A 23,034-nucleotide genomic window follows, 5' to 3' on the forward strand; every position below is an offset into this window, starting at 1 on the left:
CGAAACGTGCATCGATATGGGCAACGGCGCATCCGATGATCCTGGACGGCTTCGATATCGCGATTCTGGCCGCCCTGCAGCGTGACGGGGCGATGACCAATGCAGCCCTGTCCGAGGCGGTGAACCTATCGGCCTCGCAATGCTCGCGCCGCCGCACCGCGCTGGAACGCGCGGGGGTGATCGAGGGCTACGGCGCCCGGCTGAGCGCGGCGCGCTTGGGCTATGGGCTGCGGGCGATCATCCGGGTGAACCTGTCCAGCCATGGCCAGACCAAGGAGACCGACTTCGCCCGCTTCGTGGCTCGCTATCCGCAGGTGCGGTCGGCCTTCCTCGTCTCGGGCGATGCCGACTATATCCTGGACGTGCGGACCCGCGATCTGGAGGATTTCGCCGAATTCGTGCACCGGCACCTGCTGCCCAACCCGCAGGTGTCCCAGGTCAGGTCCGAGATCGTGCTGAAGACGATCAAGGACGACCCCGGCATTCCCCCCGCCCCGCCCCCCGGCAGCTGAGCGGTTGCGCGGCGGGCGCGCATCTGCTGATCTGGCGCGAAAAGGAGCCTTGGGACGATGAGCTTCCGGCTGGACGACTTCCTGCCCTATCGCCTGTCGGTGGCGGCGGCGCAGGTCAGCCGCCGCTTTGCCGCGCGCTATGCGGCCGAGGCGGGGCTGACGATCCCCGAATGGCGGGTGCTGGCGCATCTGGACGCCTCGGGCACGGTCAGCGTGCGCGACATCCACCGGCGCGTGAACCTGGACAAGTCAATGGTCAGCCGGGCGGCGACGCGGCTGCAGGGCGCGGGGCTGGTGCGCAAGTCCGGCCATGACACCGACCGCCGCCTGATCGGGCTGGAGTTGACCGCCGAGGGGCAGGCCCTGATGCAGAGGCTGGGGGGCATCGCGCAGGCCTTCCAGGCCGAACTGCTAACCGAACTGGGCGAGGATGCGGCACCCCTGTGCGCCGCGCTGGACCGGTTGGCCAAGGGCGCGCCGGACTGACGTCCGCTAGAGGGCGGTCCTGTCGGACAGCGCGCGCTCCAGGCGGCGCACCAGATCCTTCAGATGCGGCGGGATCGCCTGCGCCTGCGGATGGCTGCGCAATTCGGCCAGACGGTCGTCGAGGTCGGCGTCGAGCCGGTCGTCCTTGGTGTCGGAAATCATCTGGCCCGTCCGCGCGTTGCATCGCCGGACATGAACCGACTGGATCAGTCTAACTCAGATCGGGCGGCGATGCAGGCGCAATGTGACGGTCCCGTGGCAGTGTTTCCGAATTCCCACAAACCCGCCTCAGTGCAGGTGGAACCGTCCGCGCTGCTGGTGCTCGTCGCGCAGCAGGGTCATCAGCCAGGGGCGCATGGCGGGGCCCTGCAGGCGGTTGCCGGCCTCGGCGATGGCGCGCAGCAGCACGCCCTCGACCAGACGCTCGGCGGAACTGTCGTCGGGCATCAGGTGGCGGGCGCGGCGCAGCATCTCGATCACCACGGCGTCCAGGCTGTCCTCGCCCCCCAGCAGGATGGCGTCGTGCTGGCGGTGCAGGTTGGCCAGCAGGGGCGACGCGGTGCTGGGCTTGGCGAAGACGCCGCGATCCTGGAAGCGGAAGGGGATCTGGCGCAGGTCATAGCCGGTCAGGAAGACAAAGGGGATGCCGCAATCGGCCAGGAAATCGGCCACCGGGAACGAGGTCCCGCCCTGCATCCGCACATCGAGGATGGCGCCCTGGATGACGCTGACGCGACCGATCGCGTCCTGGATGTCGGCGAAGGGGCCGACGACCTGGTCGCCATTCGCGCGGATCTCGGATGCCAGCTTGCTGGCCACAAGGAAATCATCCTCGACGACCATGATTCTCAGCCCATTGCCTGTCATCGTCGCTCCTTTGCGGCTTCAGCCTGCCCGGTCCGGACGGGAGGCGCGCCGCAGCGCCAGTATCCGCCATGCGGGCGGGGATGACCAGACCGCATCGTTCATGAATTGTCCCCCGGGTCCAGCAGGTCCCGCACGATCTCCAGCAGATGCCCCATCCTGACCGGCTTGGTGATCAGCGGGCGCGCGGCGTAACGCTGCGGCAGGTCGCTGGCGTCATAGCCGGTCAGGAAGGCCAGCGGGATGCCAAGCGCATCCAGCCGGTCCACGACGGCAAAGCTGTCCTCGGGGCCCAGGTGCACGTCCAGCAGCGCCACGTCGACCAGACCCGCATCGATCGCGTCCAGCGCGGGCGCCACGGCGGGAAAGGGGCCGGTGACGGCCAGGCCCGCGCGTTCCAGCTCCACCGCGCAGAGCGAGGCGATCAGCCAGTCGTCCTCGACGATCAGCACCCGGCGGGCGGGGGCCCGCGCGGTCACGAGGTGACGGCGAAGACGATCCGGGCGCGAAAGCCCCGGGCGTCGAACCAGGTGCGGAACTCGCCCCGCAGGCGATAGCAGATCTCGCCGCGGATGAGGAACAGCCCGAACCCGTCCGAGGCGGGCGGGGTGGCGGGCGGGCCGCCGGTCTCGGTCCAGTCCAGGACCAGCCGCCCCTCCTCCAGCGCCCAGGTGACGGCGATCCGGCCACCGGGCTGGCCGAGCGCGCCGTATTTCACCGCATTGGTGGCCAGCTCGTGGATGACCATGCCCAGGGACATGCCCGGCTGCGGGGCCAGCAGGACCCGGGGGCCGGACAGGTCGAACCGGTCGCTGCCGAAGATCTCGGCCTCGCGGGCCATGATCTCGGGGACCGAGGTGTCCTTCCAGTCGTTGCGCGACAACAGGCCATAGCCGCGCGCCATCGCGTTCAGCCTGCCCGTCAGCCCCTCGGCAAAGCTTTTCTCGGTCGGGTTGCGTTCCAGCATGTGGGCCACGATGCCGATCACCACGGCCAGCACGTTCTTGACCCGGTGGTTCAGTTCCGAGATCAGGATCTGCTGGTGGTCCTCGGCCTCGGCCAGCCGGGTCACGTCGATCAGCGTGACCACGACCCCGTCCGTGTGCCCGCCGTTGCGGCGATAGGGCAGCAGCCGGACCAGATGGTGGCGCCCGTCCGCGTCGCGCGCCAGCTTGTGTTCCATCGTGCGGCCGGTGGCGAAGACGCCGTCGATATGGGTCTGCAGGTCCGGATAGTCCAGCGTGCTGGACAGCTCGGTCAGCGGGCGGCCCAGATCCGTCTCGCGCAGGTTGAAGAAGGCCGAGGCCGCGGGCGTGAAGTTGCGGATCACCAGCTTGCGGTCCAGGAACACCGTGGCGATGCGCGAGCTGTCGAACAGGTTGCGCAGGTCGCTGTTGGCGCGGTCCAGCTCCTCCAGCTTGCCGTTCAGCTCGGCATTGATGGTGCTCAGTTCCTCGTTGAGGGACTGCATCTCCTCCTTGGAGGCTTCCAGCTCCTCGTTCGTGGATTGCGCCTCCTCGTTGACCGAGGCCAGCTCCTCGTTGGAGGATTTCAGCTCCTCGATCGAGGTCTCGTATTCCTCGATGGTCTGCTGCAGGCGCTCGCGGGTGTCGCGCAGCTCGGCCTCCAGCCGGGCGGTGCCCTCGGCCAGGCCGGGATCGCCCTGAAGCTCGGCGCGGCTGCCCGCCAGCGCCGCCGGGATGAACAGGACCAGATAGTGGCGGGCGGACCGGGCGCGGTCGACCAGGGGCTCGACGATCAGGGTCAGCTGCTGGACGCGGTCCTCGTCCTCGGTGACCATGACATTGTCGCGGGTGACGGGCCTGCGGCTGCGCGCGGCCTCCTGCAAGGCCGATTGCAGGTCCAGCCGCAGCCCCTTGCGGGCCATGGTCAGGATCTGGCGGTTGGGCACGCCCTGGGGCGCCTCGAGATAGCGCCCGGTGCGCGACGAGTAATAGACGATGCTGCCATCGCCATCGACGACGACATGGGGCGGCGAGAACTTCTCCAGCACCTGCGTCTCGACCGCGTGGCGCAGCGAATGGGGGGCGGTGCGGCCCGGATCGCGCGGCCCCGCGACGGCGGGCGGGGTCGGGGCGGGCACCAGGGCCGGCGTCCCGCCCACGGTCATCGGCAGGCGATAGCCCTCGGCCACGCGGTCGCGGGCCTGGAAGATGCGGCTTTTCTGGTCGGTGCTGGTGAACAGGTCCGCATGCTGGCTGATGCTTTCCGAGGTGCCGAGGAACAGGTAGCCGCCGGGCTTCAGCGCGTAGTGGAAGGTGGGGATCACCCGCGCCTGCACGTCGGGGCCCAGATAGATCAGCAGGTTGCGGCAGGACACCATGTCCATGCGCGAGAACGGCGGGTCGCGGATGACGCTGTGGGGGGAAAAGACGCACAGCTCGCGCACCTCGCCGCCCAGGGCATAGCTTGCCCCGTCCAGCGTGAAGAAGCGCTGGCGGCGTTCGGGGGTCAGCGCGTCCAGCAGCGCGCGGGGATAGCGCGCCGCCCGCGCGACGGTCAGCGCGCGTTCGTCGATGTCGGTGGCGAAGATCTGCACGCGGGGCGGCTTGGTCAGCCGGTCCATCTGCTCGCGCATCAGGATGGCGATCGAATAGACCTCCTCGCCGGTGGCGCAGGCGGGCACCCAGACCCGCACCGTGTCGCCGGGGCCGCGCCCCTCGAACAGCTTGGGCAGGACCTGGCGTTCCAGCGCGGCGAAGGCCTCGGGGTCGCGGAAGAAGTTCGTCACGTTGATCAGCAGATCGCGGAAGAGGTGCATCGCCTCGTCGGGGTCCTCGCGCAGCGTCTGGACATAGCGCTCGATCCGGTCGACCTGCAGCACGCCCATCCGGCGCCGGACGCGGCGCATGAAGGTCTGCGTCTTGTAGCCCGAGAAGTCGTGCCCCGACCGTTCGCGCAGCAGCGCGTGGATCTGCTGGCGGATGCCGTCCAGCCGGTTTTCGTCGGCATGGCCCTGTTCGGCGGTCAGCGCCGCCAGCGCCTGGAAGCTGCGGTTGAAGGCCAGGATCTTCTCGCCCATCTCCTCGACCGGGATGGCCAGATCGATGACGCCGCTGGCGATGGCGCTGTCGGGCATGCCATGGCCGTGGAAGGGTCCGTCGTCGCCGGTCTGCGCTATGGTCAGGCCGCCGCGCTCGCGCACCACCTTGGCGCCAAGCGTGCCGTCGCCCGCGCCGCCCGACAGGATCACCGCGACGGCGTATTCGCCCTGATCCTCGGCCAGCGCGCCCAGGAAGATGTCCACGGGGTGCAGCTCGCGATGGCCGGGCGCCAGGGGCTGCTGGTGCAGGCAGCCACCGCGGAGGGTCAGGATTACGTTCGGGGGCATCACGTAGACATGGCCCGGCCGGACGCGCAGCCCGTCATCGGCGACCAGCACCGGCATCGTGGTGTGGCGGGCGACGATCTCGGGCAGCAGGCTGTCGCGGTCGGGGCTGAGATGGGTGACGATCACGAAGGCTGCGCCCGGGTCGGCGGGCATGGCGGTGAACAGCCCCTCCATCGCCTGGATCCCTCCGGCCGAGGCGCCGATGCCGACGATGGGAAATCTGTCCGTCACGATGGGCCGCCGCCTCTGGTCACCGGGCGGATCCGGCCGCCGTGCCCCGCCCATCCTAGCCCTGTCGGGCCCGCGATGCCAGCGGGGGTGTCAGGGGTCGGTCGACAGCACCAGCAGATAGCGCGTCGACCGACCCCCCTCGGTGCCGCGGCAGAGCGCGCCCAAGGCCTCCATCTCGGCCAGATCGCGGGTGGCGGTCGCGGCCGAGACGCCCGCGATGCGTGCATAGGGCGCCGCCGACAGGCCCTGCGCGACGCGGCCCGGGCCTTCCGCGAACAGCCGCCGCAGCACCTTGGCCGCGCGGGGCGGCAGGGCGTGGCGGGCCAGATAGGCGTTGCGCGCGACCAGGAAACGGGCATCCGCCACCGCGTCGTCCACCCCCGCAATCAGCCGGTCCAGGAACCACAGCACGAAGGGCGTGGCGTCCAGATGGTCGCCCGCGATCCGCCGCCCCTCCTGCAGGGCGGCATAGTAGCCGCGCTTGTCCGCCTCGATCTGGCGCGACAGCGAGAAGGGCAGCGCGGCGTCCCGGGCGAAGACATGCTCGACCAGCGCCCGGCCAAGCCGCCCGTTGCCGTCCGAGAAGGGGTGGATGGATTCGAACCACAGATGCGCCAGCGCCGCGCGGATCGGCACCGGGCGGGGGTCGTGTTCCAGCGCGGTCAGGAACGTCTGCATCATCGCGGGCACCAGGTCGGGCGGCGGCGCGCTGTACAGCACCTCGTCCCGGCCGGCCGTGGCGCTGCGGGTGATGACCATGGGAAAGCTGCGCCAGCGGCCCTTGTCCTCGACCTCCAGCCCGTGGAACAGCAGCCGGTGCCAGTGCCACAGCACGGGGGCGTCCAGCAACCCCTGCCCTGCCCGCGCCTCCAGCATCAGATCCGCGATGGCATCCGTGCGCCGGCGCGGCTCGGCCCCGCGATGGGCCAGCGAGGCCACCACCGAGGCCTGCACCTCGGCCGCGGGCAGGCTGGCGCCCTCGATGGCGAAGGACGACACCGCCTCATGCGTGACCGCGCGCAGGAAGGCCTCGCGCCGCTCGTCGGGCGAGAGCGATTCGTGCAGACCGGTCATGGCCCCGAGGCGCGTGGAAAACGCGGCAAGCCGGCCTTCGGTCCGGGCCGGGTCATGGCGGAAATGCGGCCAGGCGGGGCTGTTCCAGATCTGCATGAGGGAATGTGCGCGCCATTCCCCTCAGAAACAAGGCCGATCTGAGGGGAATGACGCGGATATTCGCCGCAGGCCGGGGTCCGGGCCCAGATCTCGGCCCCGGGGGCGATCCGGCCACAGCCCGTTGAAATCTGTTGCAGGAATCGGAATGCTGCGTTTAACTTACGCCACAAAGTGAATAAGACGCCGCAAAGCGTAACAGGTCGAGGCAGGATCAGAATGAACGCCAAGGAGCGGATCGACCGGCTGGTCGGAGACCATGCTGCCCGGCTGTCCGAGCGGCTGCAAGCCCATCGCGCGCAGCTGTTTCCCCCCGATGCCCGGCGCGAGCTGCGCAAGTTCACCTCGGGCGAGGTCGCGGACCTGCTGGGCGTCAAGGACGCCTATCTGCGCAAGCTGAACCTGGACGGGCGCGGCCCCTCGCCCGAGACGCGGGCCGGGGGGCGGCGCTATTATTCGCCCGCCGACATCCAGGCCCTGCGCGAGATGCTGGAAAAGGGCGCGAAAAGCCCCGGCACCTATCTGCCCGGCCGCCGCCCGGGCGACCACATGCAGGTCATCGCGGTCATCAACTTCAAGGGCGGCTCGGGCAAGACCACCACCGCCGCCCATCTGGCGCAGAAGCTGGCCCTGGACGGCTATCGGGTGCTGGGGATCGACCTGGACCCGCAGGCCAGCCTGTCGGCCCTGCACGGCTTTCAGCCCGAGTTCGACCTGCTGGACGGCGGCACCCTCTATGACGCGATCCGCTATGACGATCCGGTGCCGTTGCGCAACGTGATCCAGCGCACCTACTTCACCAATCTGGACCTTATCCCCGGGAATCTGGACCTGATGGAGTTCGAGCACGACACGCCGCGCGCGCTCATCGGACGGTCGGGTAACCTTTTCTTCACCCGGATCGGCGACAAGCTTGCCGAGGTTCAGGACGACTACGATGTCGTCGTGATCGACTGCCCGCCGCAGCTGGGATTCCTGACCATGTCGGCCCTGTCGGCCGCCACGGCGATTCTGGTCACCGTCCACCCGCAGATGCTGGATGTCATGTCGATGTGCCAGTTCCTGCTGATGACCTCGAACCTTCTGGGGGTGGTGGCCGAGGCCGGGGGCAACATGAACTATGACTGGCTGCGCTATGTCATCACCCGCTACGAGCCCGGCGACGGGCCGCAGAACCAGATGGTCAGCTTCATGCGCTCGATGTTCGGGGACCATGTCCTGAACCACCCGGTGCTGAAATCCACCGCCATCTCGGATGCGGGGATCACCAAGCAGACCCTCTACGAGGTCGAGAAGAGCCAGTTCACGCGCGGCACCTACGAGCGCGCGATGGAAAGCCTGAATGCCGTAAACGGCGAGATCGAGGGCCTGATCCAGGCCGCATGGGGCCGGGAGGACCGCTGATGGCACGCAAGGACCTGCTCAAGGACCTGATGGCGGGCAAGCCCCCCGAGGACCAGCCGGCCCCGACCCCCCTGCCCCGCTCGCAGCGCGGCGCGATCGGCGCGGTCAGCCAGTCCATCGCCGACCTGAAGTCGCGCGCCCTGATCGAGGTGCCGGCCGAGCTGATCGACATGGCGGGCTTCGCCGACCGGCTGGACGGCGACCCGCAGGGCATCGCCGCGCTGAAGGCCTCGATCCTGGATTACGGCCAGCAGGTGCCCGTGCTGCTGCGCCACAGCCCGACCGCCGAGGGGCGGTTCGACATCGTCTTCGGCCGCCGCCGGGTGCAGGCCCTCAAGGAGCTGCGCCTGCCCGTCAAGGCGATGGTGCGCGACCTGAACGACCACGACCTGGTCATCGCACAGGGGCAGGAGAACAGCGCCCGCAAGGACCTGAGCTTTATCGAGAAAGCGAATTTCGCCGCCCAGATGCAGCGCGGCGGCTATGACCGCAAGGTCATCTGCGACGCTCTGTCGATCGACAAGACGGTGATCTCGCGCATGCTGTCGATCGTCGAGGCGCTGCCGGAGGGGCTGGTCACGGCCATCGGCGCGGCGCCCTCGGCCGGGCGCGACCGCTGGCTGGCCTTGGCCGATCAGGTCCGGGGCCGCCCCGCATCCGAGCTGATCGCCGCCGCAAAAGGCGCCGATTCGGATGCGCGCTTCCTGGCGGTGTTGGCCGCCGCCTCGCCCTCGACCCCAAAACGGCCCCCTGCCCTGCCCGCAACCCTGACGGGCGCGGACGGTGCGGCCTTGGGCAACGTCAGGAAAACTCATGGAAAAGCTGTGATCGAGCTGACCGGGGAGGGCCGTGCCTTCGCCGACTGGTTGCTGGATCACATCAAGGACCTTCACCGCGACTGGTCGGACAAGAACCGGTAACGGGAAGACGGCAGGCAACACAAGCAAGGAGGCACGACGGGTCAGAACACAAAGAAAAGCCCTCCAGGACATACATCCCGAAGGGCCGCTTCTCGAACTCGCACCTCGAAGATAGCGGCTTTCGTTGACAGCTGTCAACACCGTCCTTGCGGGCGAACGATGGTTCGTACCCTGTGATCGACATCATGAGGCATATTTCAATGACGCCCTTCGGGCGGCAACCGGTCGTCGCTGGCCTACTGGCAACGCATGCCTTGGCCGAGGCCCCTGCCCCGCAGGCCAGCGTCGACAAATGGGCGCTGCTGCGGGACCTGACCACGGCGCGTGCCGCCTTTGGGATCAGCGACCGCGATCTGGTCGTGCTGTCGGCGCTGCTGTCCTTCCACCCTGCCCCGCAGCTGGTGGATGGCGCGATGCTGGTTGTCTTTCCGTCCAACGCCTCGCTGGCGCAGCGCGCGCATGGCATGGCCGAAAGCACCCTGCGCCGGCATCTGGCCGCGCTGGTGCGGGCCGGGCTGATCCTGCGCCGCGACAGCCCCAACGGAAAGCGCTATGCCCGGCGCGGGCCTTCGGGCACCCTGACGCGCGCCTTCGGCTTCGACCTGCGGCCGCTCCTGGTCCGTGCACCCGACATTGCCCACGCAGCAGAGGATGCGCGGGAGGCAGACCATGCCCTGCGCTGTCTGCGGGAGACGGTCGTTCTGCGGCTGCGCGACCTGACTAAGCTTGTGGACTGGGCGGTGAGGACCGGTCCGACGACGTGGTGCCATGTGCAGCAGGCGTGCACAGAGATGCAGCGGCGACTGCACCGCAAGCTCTCGAGCCAGGATCTGAGCGTGTTGGACGCGCGGATCGAAGAGCTGATCGCCCTGATCCCGGCACCCGACATCACGCTTGAAACCGTCGAAATGGGCGGCAGTGACGTCCAAAATGAGCGGCACCAACAGAGATCAAATAAAGATATCCTTGAATCTGAAAACTGCGATGAGGCAACCCCGGCATCGACGCCGAGCATTCCTCTGGACGTCGTGCTGAAGGCCGCGCCCGCGATTGCGAGCTATTCGGTCGATCCAGTCAGGACCTGGCGGGATCTGATCGGCCTGGCCGCCTTCGTGGCCCCGATGATGGGGATCACCAAGGACGTCTGGCAGCGCGCCTGCAGCCGGATGGGTCCGGATCAGGCCGCAGTAACCTTGGCCTGCCTGCTGCAGCGCGGTGAAGGCATCGCATCTCCCGGCGCCTATCTGAGGCGGTTGACCGATCAGGCGGAGGATCGCGGGTTTTCGGCGGCGCCCATGGTGATGGCGCTGATTCGGGCCGAGAACCGGCATGCTGTGTGACAGGACGACATTGCCCGTGACGACCAGAAGCCGCCGCCCGACATGCGAACGGCCCGAAGGGCGGATGCCTTCGGGCCGTTGCGGAAAGCCTGATGCAGTTGACAGCTGTCAACCGACGACGTCAGCCGACATAGGCCACCAGCGTGGCGCGAACGCCATCGCGCCTCACCGCCGTCAGGGCCTGGGTGAAGGCCTGGACGAAGCCTTCGTCCTGCGGCAGGTCGCCGAAGATCGCGGGTTGGTCGAGGAAGGCGGCAGGTCGATCCCGGGCCGCCAGCGCATGCCGCTGCAGGACCGCGTGCCCATCGTCGTTCGGCGCGATGGGCGTGCCATCCTCGGCCGTACCCTCGCAATAGCGGCACCAGAGCGCCAGCTCCAGCGCCAGACCTTCGACCGATCCGCCTGCGGTCAGGCGGTCGCGCAGGGTCGGCAGTATGAACTTGGGCTGCCGGTTCGACCCGTCCAGGCACAGCCGGGGGATCGTGTCACCGATCCGCGGGTTCGAGAAGCGATCGACGATCAGGGCCAGATAGTCGTCATAGCTGACGCCCTCGATCGGCTGCAGGGTCGGGATGATCTCGCGCGTCTCCAGCGCCACCAGCCAGTCGCGGATCTGCGGGTCGGCCATCGCGTCATGCACGAAGTGATGGCCCAGCAGCGACGAGGCATAGGCGATGGCCGCATGGCCGCCGTTGAGGATCCGCAGCTTCATCAGCTCGTGCCGGCCGACATCCGCGACGAACTGCGCGCCGGCGTCCTGCAGGGCAGGGCGGCCTTGCGGGAAATGGTCCTCCAGCACCCATTGGCGGAAAGGCTCGCAGACGACCGGGGCGTTATCCTCGATCCCGAACTGGTCGCGCACCAGGTCCCGCTCGCGGTCCGAGGTGGCGGGGGTGATGCAATCGACCATCGAGTTGGGGAAGGCGATGGTCGCCGCGATCCAGTCGGCCAGCGCCGGCTCGGACTGCCGGGCAAGGCCCACGACAGTGCGCGCGCAGACATGGCCGTTCTCGGGCAGGTTGTCGCAGGACAGCACGGTGAAGGGCGCATGGCCCGCATCGCGGCGGGCGCGCAGGGCGGCCAAGATCATGCCGAAGACGCTTCGCGGCGCGTCGGGGTGGGCGGCGTCATGGGCCATGTCGGGATGGCCCACATCAAACCCGTCGGTCTTGGCGTCGACATAGTACCCGCCCTCGGTGATGGTCAGCGAGACGATGCGGATGGCGGGATCGGCCATGGCGGCGATGGTCGCGGCGGGGTCGACCTCCACGAAGTCGATCATCGATCCCAGCACCTGCGCCGACAGGCCCGAGGGGTCCAACTCGACCAGCGTGGTCAGCCAGTCCTGCCGGGCCAGCCGGTCGCGCATGGCGGCGTCGCCCGGGCGCACCCCGGCGCCGACCAGCGCCCAGTCATGGTCGCGGCCCTGCGCGAACAGCCGGTCCAGAAACCATGCCATATGCGCGCGGTGGAAGTTGCCGACACCCACATGCAGGATGCCGGGGCGCAGGGCCGCGCGGTCATAGCCGGGGCGCGTCACCTGGGGCGGCAGCTGGGGCAGGGCGGTTTGGGTCAGCCGGATGGCCATGGTCGGACCTTTCATCATGGCGCCATCCCCCGCACCCCGGGGGGCGCAAGGAAAGACGTTCTGCATCAATGGGTTAAGATGGGTCGGGCGTCAGATCGGCGCGGCGATGCGATCGCCTTCGGCGTCAAAACGGTGCATCTGCGCGGGGTCGGGGGTCAGGAAGACCGTATCGCCGTGATGCAGGTCGATATCGCCGCCCGCGCGCACGGTGATCGTCTCGGCCAAACCCGTGTCCTCGACATAGAAGAAGGTGTCGGATCCCAGATGCTCGCTGACGCCCACGCGGCCCTGCCAGGTGCCCGTCGTGGCCGAGACGCCGATATGCTCGGGGCGGATGCCGATGGTCTCGGCCCCGTAGTCGGCCGCGACCGGGCCCGACAGCAGGTTCATCCTGGGGCTGCCGATAAAGCCCGCGACGAACAGGTTCTTCGGTGCGCGGTACAGGTCCATCGGGCTGCCGACCTGCTCGATCCGGCCCGCATGCAGGACCACGATCTTGTCGGCCATGGTCATTGCCTCGACCTGGTCGTGGGTCACGTAGACCATCGTGGTCTTCAACCGGTTGTGCAGCTCGCTGATCTCCAGCCGCATGCCGACGCGCAGGGCGGCATCCAGGTTCGACAGCGGCTCGTCGAAGAGGAAGGCCGAGGGTTCGCGCACGATGGCCCGCCCGATGGCCACGCGCTGGCGCTGCCCGCCCGACAGCTGGCCGGGCTTGCGGTCCAGGTAGTCGGTCAGGTTCAGCGCCTTGGCGGCGGCCGTGATGCGGCGGTCCTGTTCGTCCTGCGGCACGCTGGCCATGCGCATCGGGAAGGCGATGTTCTTTCGGACCGACATATGCGGGTAGAGCGCATAGGATTGGAACACCATCGCCAGACCGCGCTTGGCCGGGGGCGTCTCGGTGGCGTCCTGACCGTCGATCAGGATGCGCCCGCCGCTGGTATCCTCCAGCCCCGCGATCAGGCGCAGCAGGGTAGATTTCCCGCAGCCCGACGGGCCCACGAAGACCACGAACTCGCCGTCGTCGATGTCCAGGTTCAGGGGCGGGATGACCTCGACGTCTCCGAACCGCTTCGTCACGTTTTCCAGGGTGATGCGTCCCATGGTCGTCCCCTTATTTCACCGCGCCGAAGGTCAGGCCGCGGACAAGTTGTTTTTGGCTGAACCAGCCCATGATCAGGATCGGCGCGATGGCCATGACCGAGGCTGCCGACAGCTTGGCCCAGAACAGGCCCTGCGGGCTGCTGAAGGATGCGATGAAGGCCGACAGCGGGGCCGCGTTGGTGGTGGTCAGCTGGATGGTCCAGAAGGCTTCGTTCCACGCCAGGATGACGTTCAGAAGCATGGTCGAGGCGATGCCTGGAATGGCCATCGGCGTCAGCACGTACAGGATCTCTTCGCGCAGGCCGGCGCCGTCCATCCGCGCGGCCTCCAGGATCTCTCCGGGAATCTCGCGGAAATAGGTGTACAGCATCCAGACCACGATCGGCAGGTTGATCAGCATCAGCATGACAGTCAGGCCGATCCGCGTGTCCATCAGCCCGGTGCGCAGGAAGATCAGATAGATCGGCACCAGCACCGCGACGGCGGGCATCATCTTGGTGGACAGCATCCACATCAGGATGTTCTTGGTGTGCTTGGTGGGCGAGAAGGCCATCGCCCAAGCCGCCGGGATCGCCACGATCAGCGCTAGGATGGTGGACCCGACCGCCAGGATCACCGAATTGGTGAAGGGCTTCCAGTAGTCGTTCTGAGTCTGCACCGCCTCGAAGCTGGACAGCGTGAAGGACGGGATCAGGCTGAAGCCCGAGATCGCCTCCTGTTCCGTCTTCAGGCTGGTGATGATCGTGTAGAGGATCGGAAAGAACAGCGTCAGGGCCACGGCCCATGCGGCGATGGTATAGCCGATCTTGCTGCGAGTGCTGCTTGCGCGTGCCATGATATCCCCTCAGTCCAGGTTCTTGCCGACGGCGCGCATCAGGAAGATGGCGACCAGGTTGGCCAGGATGACCGCGATGATGCCGCCTGCGGCAGCACCCCCGATGTCGAAGTTCAGGCGTGCGGCGCGATAGATCAGATAGGTCAGGTTCGTGCTGGCATTGCCGGGGCCGCCATTGGTGGTCACCAGGATCTCGGCATAGATGCCCAGCAGGAAGATCGTCTGGATCAGGATGACCACGGTGATCGCGCGGGCCATGTGCGGCAGGGTCAGGTGGATGAAGCGGCTGACCGAGCCCGCGCCGTCCATCTCGGCGGCCTCCATCTGCTCGCCGTCCAGCGATTGCAGGGCGGTCAGCAGGATCAGCGTCGCAAAGGGCAGCCATTGCCAGGCCACGATGATGACGATCGAGGTCAACGGATATTGCGCGAACCAGTCCACCGGCTGCAGGCCCAGGAAGCGCGCGATGTCGGCGAAGACCCCATAGGAGGGGTGCATGATCATGTTCTTCCAGATCAGCGCGGCCACCGGCGGCATCACGAAGAACGGCGAGATGATCAGGATCCGCACGATCCCCTGGCCCCAGATCGGCTTGTCGATCAGCAGTGCGATGGCGATGCCGCCGATCACGGTGATGGCCAGCACGCCCAGCACCAGGACCAGCGTGTTGACGATCGCGGCCATGAAGGCCGGGTCTGTGACGAAATACTGATAGTTGAACCATCCGGCCCAGCTGGTCACCGCCGGGTTCAGCAGATTGTAGTTCAGGAACGAATAATACAGCGTCATTGCCAAGGGGACGACCATCCAGATCAGCAGCAGGATGATCGCAGGCGCGCGCATCAGGCGCGCAAGACTCTGGGTCTGGCGGGTGGCCATGGCGGGCGTCCTCCGGGGCGCATGGGTGGGGCAGGGGGGGCGCCGCCCCGTCAGGCGGGGGGCGGGCGCTAGGTTGGGTGGGATCGCTTACTTCGGATAGCCGGCGCGGGCCATCTCGCGGGCGGTCGTGGACTGGGCCGCGGCCAGCGCGTCCTCCGCCGACATCTGGCCGGCGAGCGCGGCCGAGAAGGTCTGTCCGACCTGCGTGCCGATCCCTTGGAACTCCGGGATCGCGACGAACTGACCGCCCGTGTAGGGGATGTCCTGCACGGAGGCCTTCTGCGTCTCGGCCGCGTTGATCGATTCCAGCGTCATCGCGGCAAAGGGCGCGGCTTCCTGGTAGGCGGGGTTCTCATAGAGCGAGGTCCGCGTGCCCGGAGGGGCGGCGCGCCAGCCCTCGGCCTCGGCCACCATGTCGGTGTATTCCTTGCTGGTCGCCCACGCGACGAAGGCCTTGGCCGCGTCCTGCTTCTGGCTGGAGGCCGGGATGGCCAAATTCCACGCCCACAGCCAGTTGCCGTGGTTGTCGACGCCGTCCTTGTTGGGGAACTGCGCAAATCCCACGCTGTCGGCGACGGTCGAATCCTCGGGGTCGGTCACGAAGCTGGCGGCGACGGTGGCGTCGATCCACATGCCGCACTTGCCCTGCTGGAACAGCGACAGGTTCTCGTTGAAGCCGTTCGACGACGCGCCCGGAGGGCCGTATTCGTTCATCAGCGTCAGATAGTCGGTCAGCGTCGCCTGCCATTCCGGGCTGTCGAACTGCGGGGTCCATTCGGTGTCGAACCAGCGCGCGCCATAGCTGTTGGACATGGCAGTCAGGAAGGCCATGTTCTCGCCCCAGCCAGGCTTGCCGCGCAGGCAGATGCCATAGATCTCGGCGTCGCGGTCGGTCATCGCCTCGGCCGCTGCGGTGATCTCGGTCCAGGTCGGGTTGTCCGAGATGGTCACGCCCGCGGCCTCGGCCAGGTCGGTGCGGTACATCACCATGGCGGATTCGGCATAGAAGGGCGCGGCATAGAGCGTGTCGTCGACCGACAGCGCATCGCGCACGGCGGGGACCAGATCGTCCACGTCGTAATCCTCGGGCAGGTCGGACAGCGGCGTCAGCCATTCCTGCGCGGCCCAGATCGGCACCTCGTAGGTGCCGATGGTCAGCACGTCGTACTGCCCGCCATTGGTGGCGATGTCGGTCGTCACGCGCTCGCGCAGCACGTTCTCTTCCAGCGTCACCCATTCCAGCGTGATGTTCGGGTTCGCCTCGGTGAAGGCGCCGGTCATCTGCTGCATGCGGATCATGTCGCCATTGTTCACGGTGGCGATGGTCAGGGTGACGGGATCCTGCGCGGCGGCGACGCTGCCTGCGGCGCACAGGGCCGTGGCGCCCAGAAGGGCGCGGAATGTCGTGGTCATGGTAGTCCTCCCTTGGCGGTTGAGCATTTGCCCTTCCGATGGGCATATTCTCACCAATCGACACGAATCTGTCAACGGTCATTCCCCGCCGCGCTGCGGCGAGACCCCAAGCCGTTCTAAACCATGGACAAAGTCAGGCCAGCAGCCGTTCCGCGGTCGCTTCCGAGGTGATCAGCCCGGTGATCAGCCGTCCGACCAGTGCCGCGCGAATCGCCGGCAGCTTGGACTGGCCCGAGGCGACGGCGATCACGTCGCGGGCGGGCCGGCAGGGCAGGGGGGCCGAGGCCACGCGCCGGTTGAAGGCGCAGTCGATGATCCGGCCTTGGGCGTCATAGACCCAGCTGGTGATCTCTCCGACAGCACCCGCGCGCGCCAACTCGGCCATCTCGACGGCAGAGAGGAACCCGTCCACATGCAGGGGCGCGGTCATGTCCATCTGCCCGATGCCCACCAGCGACAGGTCGGCCCGCGCGCACAGGTCAATGGTGTTGCGCGCCGCCTGCTGGGCCTGCATCGCCGCCAGTTCCGCCGGATCGCGGGCCAGCACCGGCAGCGGATAGGGGAAATGCGGCGCGCCGATGCGCTCGGCCAGCCGGATGGTGGCGTTGTAGGGCGTGGCCGAGCCGTCCTCCATCATGTTGCCAAGGCGCGAGACGACGACATGCTGCGGGCAGGACATGCGGGGCAGCTGTTCCACCATGGCGCGCAGGTTGCGCCCGGTGCCCAGGCTGACGATGCGCCGTTCGGGCGATTTCAGCACGCGCTCCAGATGGGCGGCGGCGGCGATGGCGATGCCCGCCAGCAGGTCCGGTGCCTCGGGGTCCGAGGGCGCGACTTCGGCCAGCGTCAGCCCGTAGCGGTCGGCCAGCGCCGCGGCCAGGTCCATGCAGCGCCCGATCGGATGGTCCAGCCGCACCTTGACCAGCCGTTCCGACAGCGCCATCGCCACCAGCCGCTGCGCGGACTGGCGGCTGACGCCCAGCTTGCGGGCGATCTGGTCCTGCGTGTTGCCCGCCACGTAATACAGCCACCCCGCGCGGGCGGCGTCGTCCAGGCGCGTGGTCTCCGGGGTGAAGCGGTCGGCGCTCATCCCGGCACGCCCTCGATCCGGGCCAGCAGGGCGGGAAAATCGCGCCAGTCGGCGAAGCTGTCATGCCCTTCGGGCGCGGGCTGGCCCGCCAGATGCGCCCCGCCCGCATAATGCAGCACCCGCATCCCGGCGGCGCGGGCCGCGGCGAGGCCCGGGGCGCTGTCCTCGATCACCAGCGCATGGGAGGGCTCCGCGCCCATTTGGGCGGCCGCGAACAGGAACAGGTCGGGGGCGGGCTTGCCCTGCGCCACCTGGCTGGCGGTGAAGACATGCGGGCCGAACCGCGTGGAAAGCCCCAGCACCTCCAGGGTCCGCGCCACCCGCGGCGGGCTGGAGGAGGTGGCCACGCAGACCGGCCGGTCCAGCGCCGCCAGCAGCTCGACGATGCCAAGCGTGGGCGCCAGGTCGGTGGCAAAGCGGTCCAGCAGCCGCGCGCGATAGCGGGCCTCGAAATCCTCGGGCAGCACCCGGGCCAGCCGGTCGCGGATATGGGCGGCGACGGTCGGAAAGCTGCGGCCCAGGAAATCGCGGCGCACGTCGTCCAGCGTCAGCGCGATGCCCAGACCCGCCAGCTGGTCGATCAGCACCTCGGCCGACAGGATCTCGCTGTCGGCGATCACGCCGTCGCAGTCGAAGATGATCAGATCCACCCGCATCGCGCCGCCTCCTGTCGGTTGCCGCAGCCTTAGTCGCATTTGCGCCCGTGGGAAATAGCCCAGCATCGCCGCCACGGAACCGCCCCGCCCCGGCCGGGTTGACGGGCATGAGCACAACCGACCCCGCCGGGACCCATCCCGCCCGCCATGTCCGCCCCGAGGATCACGACCGCGCCGTCTGGCTGCGCGCCGGGGCGTGGCTGGCACTGGCGGCGGGGCTGCTGGCGCTGCCCTTCATCGTCATCCTGATGGGCGACCCGCCCGCCGCGCGGGGTCTGACGCGCGACCTGTCCCTGGGCCTGGGCTTTGCCACCCTGTCGCTGGCGGGGATGCAGTTCGCGCTGACCGGACGGCTGAAGCCGCTGTTGCATCCTTTCGGCGCCGACATCGTGGTGGTGTTCCACCGCTTCCTGTCCTGGGGGCTGGTGGCGCTGATGCTGGGGCATTTCGGCATGCTCTACATCTGGCACAAGGACGATCTGGGCGTGCTGAACCCGCTGCAGGCGGAACTGCATATGACCGCCGGGCGCGTGGCGATGGGCTGCTTCCTGGCGCTGGTCGTCAGTTCCGAGTTCCGCAAGCGGCTGAAGCTGGACTATCTGTGGTGGCGGTACCTGCATGTCGCGCTGGCGATCACCGGCTTCGGCATGGCGATCTGGCATGTGCTGGGCGCGGGGCATTTCACCGGCCAGGACGGCACGCGCGGGCTGTGGCTGGCGGCGACGCTGGCGTGGCTGGGGCTGCTCCTCTGGACACGCCTGCTGCGCCCGTGGCAGCAATCGCGCAACCCTTGGCGCGTGACCGAGAACCGCGACGAGGGCGACGGCGTCCATACGCTGGTCCTGGCCCCCGAGGGCAAGCCGCTGCGCGGCTGGCGCCCGGGGCAGTTCGCGTGGCTGGCCATTGGCAACAGCCCCTTCGCGCTGCGCGAACACCCCTTCACCATCTCGACCGCGCCCGACAAGGGCAACCATGTGCGCTTTTCCATCAAGCCCCTGGGCGATGACAGCAAGCGTCTGTCGCAGACGCCGGTCGGCGCGCGGGCCTGGGTCGACGGCCCCTATGGCACCTTCTCGGTCGACCGCGAGGCCGATGCGGGCGGCTTCGTGATGATCGCGGGCGGGGTCGGGGTGACGCCGGTCATCGCCAACCTGCATGCGCTGCAGGAACGCCGCGACCCGCGCCCGGTGATCCTGCTTTATGCCAACGACGATTGGGACCAGATCGCCTTCCGCGACCAGCTGGCCCGGATCGCGCAGGACATCGACCTGCGCGTGACCCATGTGATCAAGACCCCGCCCGATGGCGGCGACTGGCCGCCCGAGGATCACGTGACGCGCGACGGCATGATCGATGCCGCGGCCCTGGCCGATCTGCTGCCCCCCGAAAGCCGCGACTGGCCGCACATGCTGTGCGGGCCCCCGCCGATGCTGGACGCCGTCCGCACCGCCCTGCTGCAGATGGGCGTGCCACGCCGCCGCATCGACAGCGAAATCTTCGAGATGGTCTGACAGATGCGCCCGATCCTTGCCCGCGTTCTTGCCGCCGCGATGGTGGCCTTGGCCTTCGGGCTGGCCTTGGCCTTCGCGCTGGCCCTGCCCTCGGCCTGACCCCCTCAGCCCGGCATCTGCAGGATGCCCTTGTCGGCCAGTTTTGCGTCGGCCTGCTTCGCGTCTGGCGAGGCCTCGACCTCCAGCCGGCGGCGGGGCAGGGCGCCCGGCTGGTCGTGCTGCAGATAGGCCAGCAGATGCTCGCGGATCTCGCAGCGCAGATCGAAGGCGCGGCCCGCATTGCGCGCGCTGGCCAGGATCCGCACCTCGGTCACGCTTTCGCGGAAATCGGTGACCTGCAGCGCGAAGACGTCCTTGTCCCACAGCGCCGAGGCGCGCACGATCCGCTCGGCCTCGGCCCGCAGGTCGGGGATGCTGACGGCATAGTCCACATACAGCATCACCACCCCGATCAGCGTCGCATCCGAGCGGGTCCAGTTCTGGAAGGGCTGTTCCATGAAATAGCTCAACGGCACGATCAGGCGGCGCTTGTCCCAGATGCGGATGACGACATAGGTGCCGCCGATCTCCTCGACATTGCCCCACTCGCCATCGACGATCACCGCGTCGTCGATGCGGATGGGCTGGGTGATGGCCAGCTGGATCCCCGCAAACAGGTTCCGCAGCACCGGCTGCAGCGCCAGACCCACGACCAGGCCCGCGGCGCCGGCCGAGGCCAAGAGGCTGACCCCGTATTGCCGCACCCCGTCGATGGTCATCAGTATGGCGCTGATGCCCACCGCCAGGATCAGCATCGAGCCCACCTGCTGCAGGATGCGCGACTGCGTGACATGCTTGCGCGCCAGCAGGTTGTCCTCGACATCCATGCGGAAGCGGCGCAGGTGCAGCGCCACCCAGATTTGCAGCGCCGCCCGCGCCACCATCGTCAGGCAGGCGATGAAGGACAGCAGCAGCACATGGCGCAGGGTCGCGGTCTGATCGACCGTCAGGGGGGCGATGCGGGCGGCCAGCGACAGGCCGACGATGATCAGCGCTAGCTGCACCGCCATGCGGGTGCGCGCCAGAAGCGGCCCCCAGAAATCGCTGCGCCTTGAGATCAGGCGCAGCACGACGCGCTGGATCACCAGCCAGCCCAGCCATGACAGGCCCAGGGCCACCAGAAAGATCAGCGCGGTTTCAGTCCAGCGGTCCATGCAATCCTCGTGCGTCTTGGGATCCTCGGGGGCGCGTGTCGCGCGCCTCCGTCCCGGGCGCAACCCCCGCGTGCAACCGCCCGTTCCGCACGGGTCCGCCTTACGGGCAGGGGGCCCGCCCCCCGCCGCCGCGCAGGCAGACGGTGCCGCCCTGCCGGTCGATCTGCCCGCCGGGCAGGCAGGGTGCGGTTCAGTCCGGTGCCCCCTCCGGTGCCGCCCCGTCCAGCGCGGCCGAGATCGCGTCGAAGACCAGCAGCGGATCGACGGGCTCGCGGCCAAGCGGCTTGGGCTGGGCCATGTGCGTGGCGATCACCACGCCGCGCGCGGGGTTGATGTAGATGTTCTGTCCCTGGATGCCGATCGCCGCATAGGCGCCGTCCGCGATCGAGGGCTCGGTCCAGCCCGGCCACCACATGTAGCCATAGTCGATCTGGGCCCCGCCTGTCAGGACCTGCGGCTGGCCTGCCGTCTCGGTCCAGCCCTCGGGCAGGACGGGCTGGCCGTCGATCATCCCGCCCTCCAGGAAGAACTGGCCGAAGCGGGCATAGTCGCGCAGCGTGGCCGACAGGCCGCTGCCGCCGATCTCGGTGCCGTCGGGGCTATCCAGCCACCAGTTGGCATCGGCCTCCATCCCGTAGGGCTGCCAGATCTTCTGCGACAGGTAGTCCGACAGCGGCTGGCCGGTGGCGCCGGTCACGATCTCGGCCAGGACCTGCGTCTCTCCGGTGGAATAGGTGTGGTGGGTGCCGGGCTCATGGGCGCGGGGCAGGGCGGCCATCACCTCCATCGCGGCGCCGGGGCGCTGTTCGATCTGCGCGCGCAGCAGGGCACGGCGGTCCGAGGTAGGGTCGGTATAGGTCTCGTTCCACGCCACGCCCGAGGCCATCAGCAGGATGTCGTGGATGCTGACCCCGTCATAGGCGCTGCCCGCCAGCGCGGGCACGTACTCGGTCACCATGTCGTCCAGGCCGCCGATATGCCCGTCGCGGATCGCCGCGCCCACCAGGGTCGAGGTGACGGACTTGGCCACCGACATCGACATCCAGCGCGTGTCGGGCGTGTTGCCCCGCTGATAGGTCTCATAGACCACCGCGCCGTCCTTCAGCACGATCATCCCCGCCACATTGTCCAGCGACAGGAAGTCGTAGAGGTCATGGGTCGCCTCGCCCACCTGATAGGTCAGCGTGGCTTCCAGATCGACCGGGGCCTGTGGCAGGTCCCGGGCCGTGTCGCCCGCCGCGATGGTGCGGGTCGGGAACAGCCGGTCGATGTTGCGGAAGGTGCTGACGGCCAGATCGGGGGTCAGGTGGCCGTCATAGACATCCTCGATCGTGCCGATGGGCTCGTCGGCATGGGGATAGCCCTGGGCCGCTGCGGACAGCGGCAGGGCAAGCCCCGCCAGCAGCAGGGCCAGGGGGGTGGGCAGGCATCGGGTCATGGGAACCTCCATCCGGTCGGCGCGGGGGGCGTCCCCGACATGGAAGGCCAGATCTGCGCGTCCTGCAACAGAAAGCTGCGGGCGCCCCCGTCAGTCCACGGCCCCGGGCAGGGTGCCGCCGATCCGCGCCGCGATATGGGCCGCGATCATCGTGTCCAGATGCGCGCCCCCGCCGTTCTTGAAGACGGTGATCTCGTCCGACGCGGCCCGCCCGCAGGTGCCCGGCACCAGATCGTAGAGATCGCCGATCACGTCGGCCTCGGTCAGCACGCCCGCGGCGATGGGGATGGTCAGCTCTCCGATATGGTGGATCGTCGTCGCGCGGCTGTCCACGAAGACGCGGGCCTCGCGCATCAGGGCGTCATCGGCCTCGCGCATGTCCGCCTTGTAGGCGCCGATCAGGTCGACATGGGTGCCGGGCCGCACCCAGTCCCCGTGCAGGACCGGCTGCCGTGCCATCGTCGCGGTCGAGATGATGTCGGCCTGACCCGCCGCCGCCGCCAGGTCGGTCACGGCGGTGACGCCATAGCCCTCGTCGGCCATCTGCCGGGCCAGCGCCTCGGCCTGCTCGGGGCGGCGGGCCCAGACCTGGATGCGGTCGATCTGCGGCATCCCGGCGCCATAGGCGCGGACCAGCCCCCGCGCCAGCGTGCCTGCGCCGACGATCAGCAGGCTGGTGCTGTCGGGCCGCGCCAGCAGCTGCGCGCCCAGCACGGAATCCCCCGCCGTCTTGAACTCGGTCACCAGCGCGCTTTCGATCACGGCGCAGAGGGTGCCGTGGTCGGGCTCGAAGAACATCATCGCCCCCTGCACGGTGGGCAGGCCATGGGCTGGGTTCCGGTCGAAGACCGTCACCGCCTTCACGCCGTAGCCCACCCCCGGCAGATAGGCCGCCCGCGTCAGCATCGTCCCCTGCGCGGGCCCCAGGAACAGATCGCCCAGTTCGGGGCGGCCCGCCTTGTGGCCTTCGCGCAGCGCCGCGATGGCGCCGGTCCAGTCGATCCGGCCATGGGCCGCGGCATAGGTGATCAGGTCGAGGGTCATGGCC

At 68.6% G+C, this 23,034-nt stretch carries 21 protein-coding genes; 6 read left to right on the plus strand and 15 right to left on the minus strand.

Translation table 11 applies throughout. The features are described from left to right. Window positions 1–35 precede the first annotated feature (35 nt). Entirely contained in the window at window positions 36–512 is a 477-nt protein-coding gene (locus E4191_RS17740) for an Lrp/AsnC family transcriptional regulator (RefSeq protein ID WP_139615787.1), read from the plus strand. Between the two features lie 57 nt (window positions 513–569). Beyond that, complete coding sequence (locus E4191_RS17745) at window positions 570–998, plus strand: MarR family winged helix-turn-helix transcriptional regulator (RefSeq protein WP_139615788.1); 429 nt, start codon at window positions 570–572, stop codon at window positions 996–998. 6 nt (window positions 999–1,004) lie between these two features. Here the strand turns inward: E4191_RS17745 and E4191_RS23875 are convergent, their stop codons facing one another. The 5 genes from E4191_RS23875 to E4191_RS17765 form a co-directional block, all read right to left on the minus strand. Then, window positions 1,005–1,160 carry a hypothetical protein gene (locus E4191_RS23875; RefSeq protein ID WP_176562795.1) on the minus strand — a complete coding sequence of 52 codons (156 nt, stop codon included), beginning with the start codon at window positions 1,158–1,160 and terminating at the stop codon, window positions 1,005–1,007. A gap of 126 nt (window positions 1,161–1,286) precedes the next feature. Further along, window positions 1,287–1,865, minus strand: coding sequence for a hypothetical protein (locus tag E4191_RS17750; RefSeq protein WP_139615789.1), 579 nt, complete (start codon window positions 1,863–1,865; stop codon window positions 1,287–1,289). A 98-nt stretch (window positions 1,866–1,963) separates the two neighbouring features. Then, window positions 1,964–2,341 (minus strand): response regulator, encoded by a 378-nt coding sequence (locus E4191_RS17755; RefSeq protein WP_176562796.1) that lies wholly within the window; start codon window positions 2,339–2,341, stop codon window positions 1,964–1,966. Beyond that, entirely contained in the window at window positions 2,338–5,499 is a 3,162-nt protein-coding gene (locus E4191_RS17760; protein WP_139615790.1) for a CheR family methyltransferase, read from the minus strand. Before E4191_RS17760 ends, E4191_RS17755 begins: the two co-directional genes overlap by 4 nt. 36 nt (window positions 5,500–5,535) lie before the next feature. Continuing rightward, entirely contained in the window at window positions 5,536–6,615 is a 1,080-nt protein-coding gene (locus E4191_RS17765; protein WP_139615791.1) for a Fic family protein, read from the minus strand. Window positions 6,616–6,834: 219 nt separating this feature from the next. Between E4191_RS17765 and repA the strand changes: the two genes are divergently transcribed. From repA to repC, 3 genes are all read left to right on the plus strand, one after another. Next, entirely contained in the window at window positions 6,835–8,019 is a 1,185-nt protein-coding gene (gene repA, locus E4191_RS17770) for a plasmid partitioning protein RepA (protein ID WP_135816872.1), read from the plus strand. Next, entirely contained in the window at window positions 8,019–8,939 is a 921-nt protein-coding gene (repB, locus tag E4191_RS17775; RefSeq protein ID WP_139615792.1) for a plasmid partitioning protein RepB, read from the plus strand. The genes repA and repB overlap by 1 nt, the downstream gene beginning before the upstream one ends. A gap of 173 nt (window positions 8,940–9,112) precedes the next feature. Next, complete coding sequence (repC, locus tag E4191_RS17780; protein ID WP_139615793.1) at window positions 9,113–10,279, plus strand: plasmid replication protein RepC; 1,167 nt, start codon at window positions 9,113–9,115, stop codon at window positions 10,277–10,279. A gap of 121 nt (window positions 10,280–10,400) precedes the next feature. On the opposite strand, the gene E4191_RS17785 is transcribed toward repC, so the two are convergent. From E4191_RS17785 to E4191_RS17815, 7 genes are all read right to left on the minus strand, one after another. Next, window positions 10,401–11,867 (minus strand): mannitol dehydrogenase family protein, encoded by a 1,467-nt coding sequence (locus tag E4191_RS17785; RefSeq protein WP_139615922.1) that lies wholly within the window; start codon window positions 11,865–11,867, stop codon window positions 10,401–10,403. A 90-nt stretch (window positions 11,868–11,957) separates the two neighbouring features. Continuing rightward, window positions 11,958–12,971, minus strand: coding sequence for an ABC transporter ATP-binding protein (locus E4191_RS17790; protein WP_139615794.1), 1,014 nt, complete (start codon window positions 12,969–12,971; stop codon window positions 11,958–11,960). A 10-nt stretch (window positions 12,972–12,981) separates the two neighbouring features. Then, complete coding sequence (locus tag E4191_RS17795) at window positions 12,982–13,806, minus strand: carbohydrate ABC transporter permease (RefSeq protein WP_139615795.1); 825 nt, start codon at window positions 13,804–13,806, stop codon at window positions 12,982–12,984. A 9-nt stretch (window positions 13,807–13,815) separates the two neighbouring features. Continuing rightward, on the minus strand, window positions 13,816–14,685 hold the full coding sequence (locus E4191_RS17800) for a carbohydrate ABC transporter permease (protein ID WP_135816867.1): 870 nt from the start codon (window positions 14,683–14,685) through the stop codon (window positions 13,816–13,818). An 87-nt stretch (window positions 14,686–14,772) separates the two neighbouring features. Beyond that, window positions 14,773–16,098 carry an ABC transporter substrate-binding protein gene (locus tag E4191_RS17805; RefSeq protein ID WP_135816866.1) on the minus strand — a complete coding sequence of 442 codons (1,326 nt, stop codon included), beginning with the start codon at window positions 16,096–16,098 and terminating at the stop codon, window positions 14,773–14,775. Between the two features lie 133 nt (window positions 16,099–16,231). After that, complete coding sequence (locus tag E4191_RS17810) at window positions 16,232–17,188, minus strand: sugar-binding transcriptional regulator (protein WP_135816865.1); 957 nt, start codon at window positions 17,186–17,188, stop codon at window positions 16,232–16,234. Then, a complete protein-coding gene (locus E4191_RS17815; protein ID WP_135816864.1) occupies window positions 17,185–17,844 on the minus strand; it encodes an HAD family hydrolase in 660 nt (219 codons plus the stop codon). Before E4191_RS17815 ends, E4191_RS17810 begins: the two co-directional genes overlap by 4 nt. Window positions 17,845–17,951: 107 nt before the next feature. Here E4191_RS17815 and E4191_RS17820 point away from each other — a divergent pair, with 107 nt between their 5' ends. Further along, the gene (locus E4191_RS17820; RefSeq protein ID WP_139615796.1) at window positions 17,952–19,355 is read left to right on the plus strand and encodes a ferredoxin reductase family protein; all 1,404 of its coding nucleotides are present in this window, start codon (window positions 17,952–17,954) and stop codon (window positions 19,353–19,355) included. Between the two features lie 104 nt (window positions 19,356–19,459). Here the strand turns inward: E4191_RS17820 and E4191_RS17825 are convergent, their stop codons facing one another. The 3 genes from E4191_RS17825 to E4191_RS17835 form a co-directional block, all read right to left on the minus strand. Beyond that, on the minus strand, window positions 19,460–20,548 hold the full coding sequence (locus E4191_RS17825; RefSeq protein ID WP_139615797.1) for a mechanosensitive ion channel family protein: 1,089 nt from the start codon (window positions 20,546–20,548) through the stop codon (window positions 19,460–19,462). A 190-nt stretch (window positions 20,549–20,738) separates the two neighbouring features. Further along, entirely contained in the window at window positions 20,739–21,986 is a 1,248-nt protein-coding gene (locus E4191_RS17830; RefSeq protein ID WP_228461837.1) for a serine hydrolase domain-containing protein, read from the minus strand. Between the two features lie 90 nt (window positions 21,987–22,076). Continuing rightward, a complete protein-coding gene (locus E4191_RS17835) occupies window positions 22,077–23,030 on the minus strand; it encodes an ornithine cyclodeaminase family protein (RefSeq protein WP_139615799.1) in 954 nt (317 codons plus the stop codon). Between the last annotated feature and the right edge of the window lie 4 nt (window positions 23,031–23,034).

The sequence above is a fragment of the Paracoccus liaowanqingii genome (genome assembly GCF_004683865.2).
Lineage (GTDB): Bacteria > Pseudomonadota > Alphaproteobacteria > Rhodobacterales > Rhodobacteraceae > Paracoccus > Paracoccus liaowanqingii.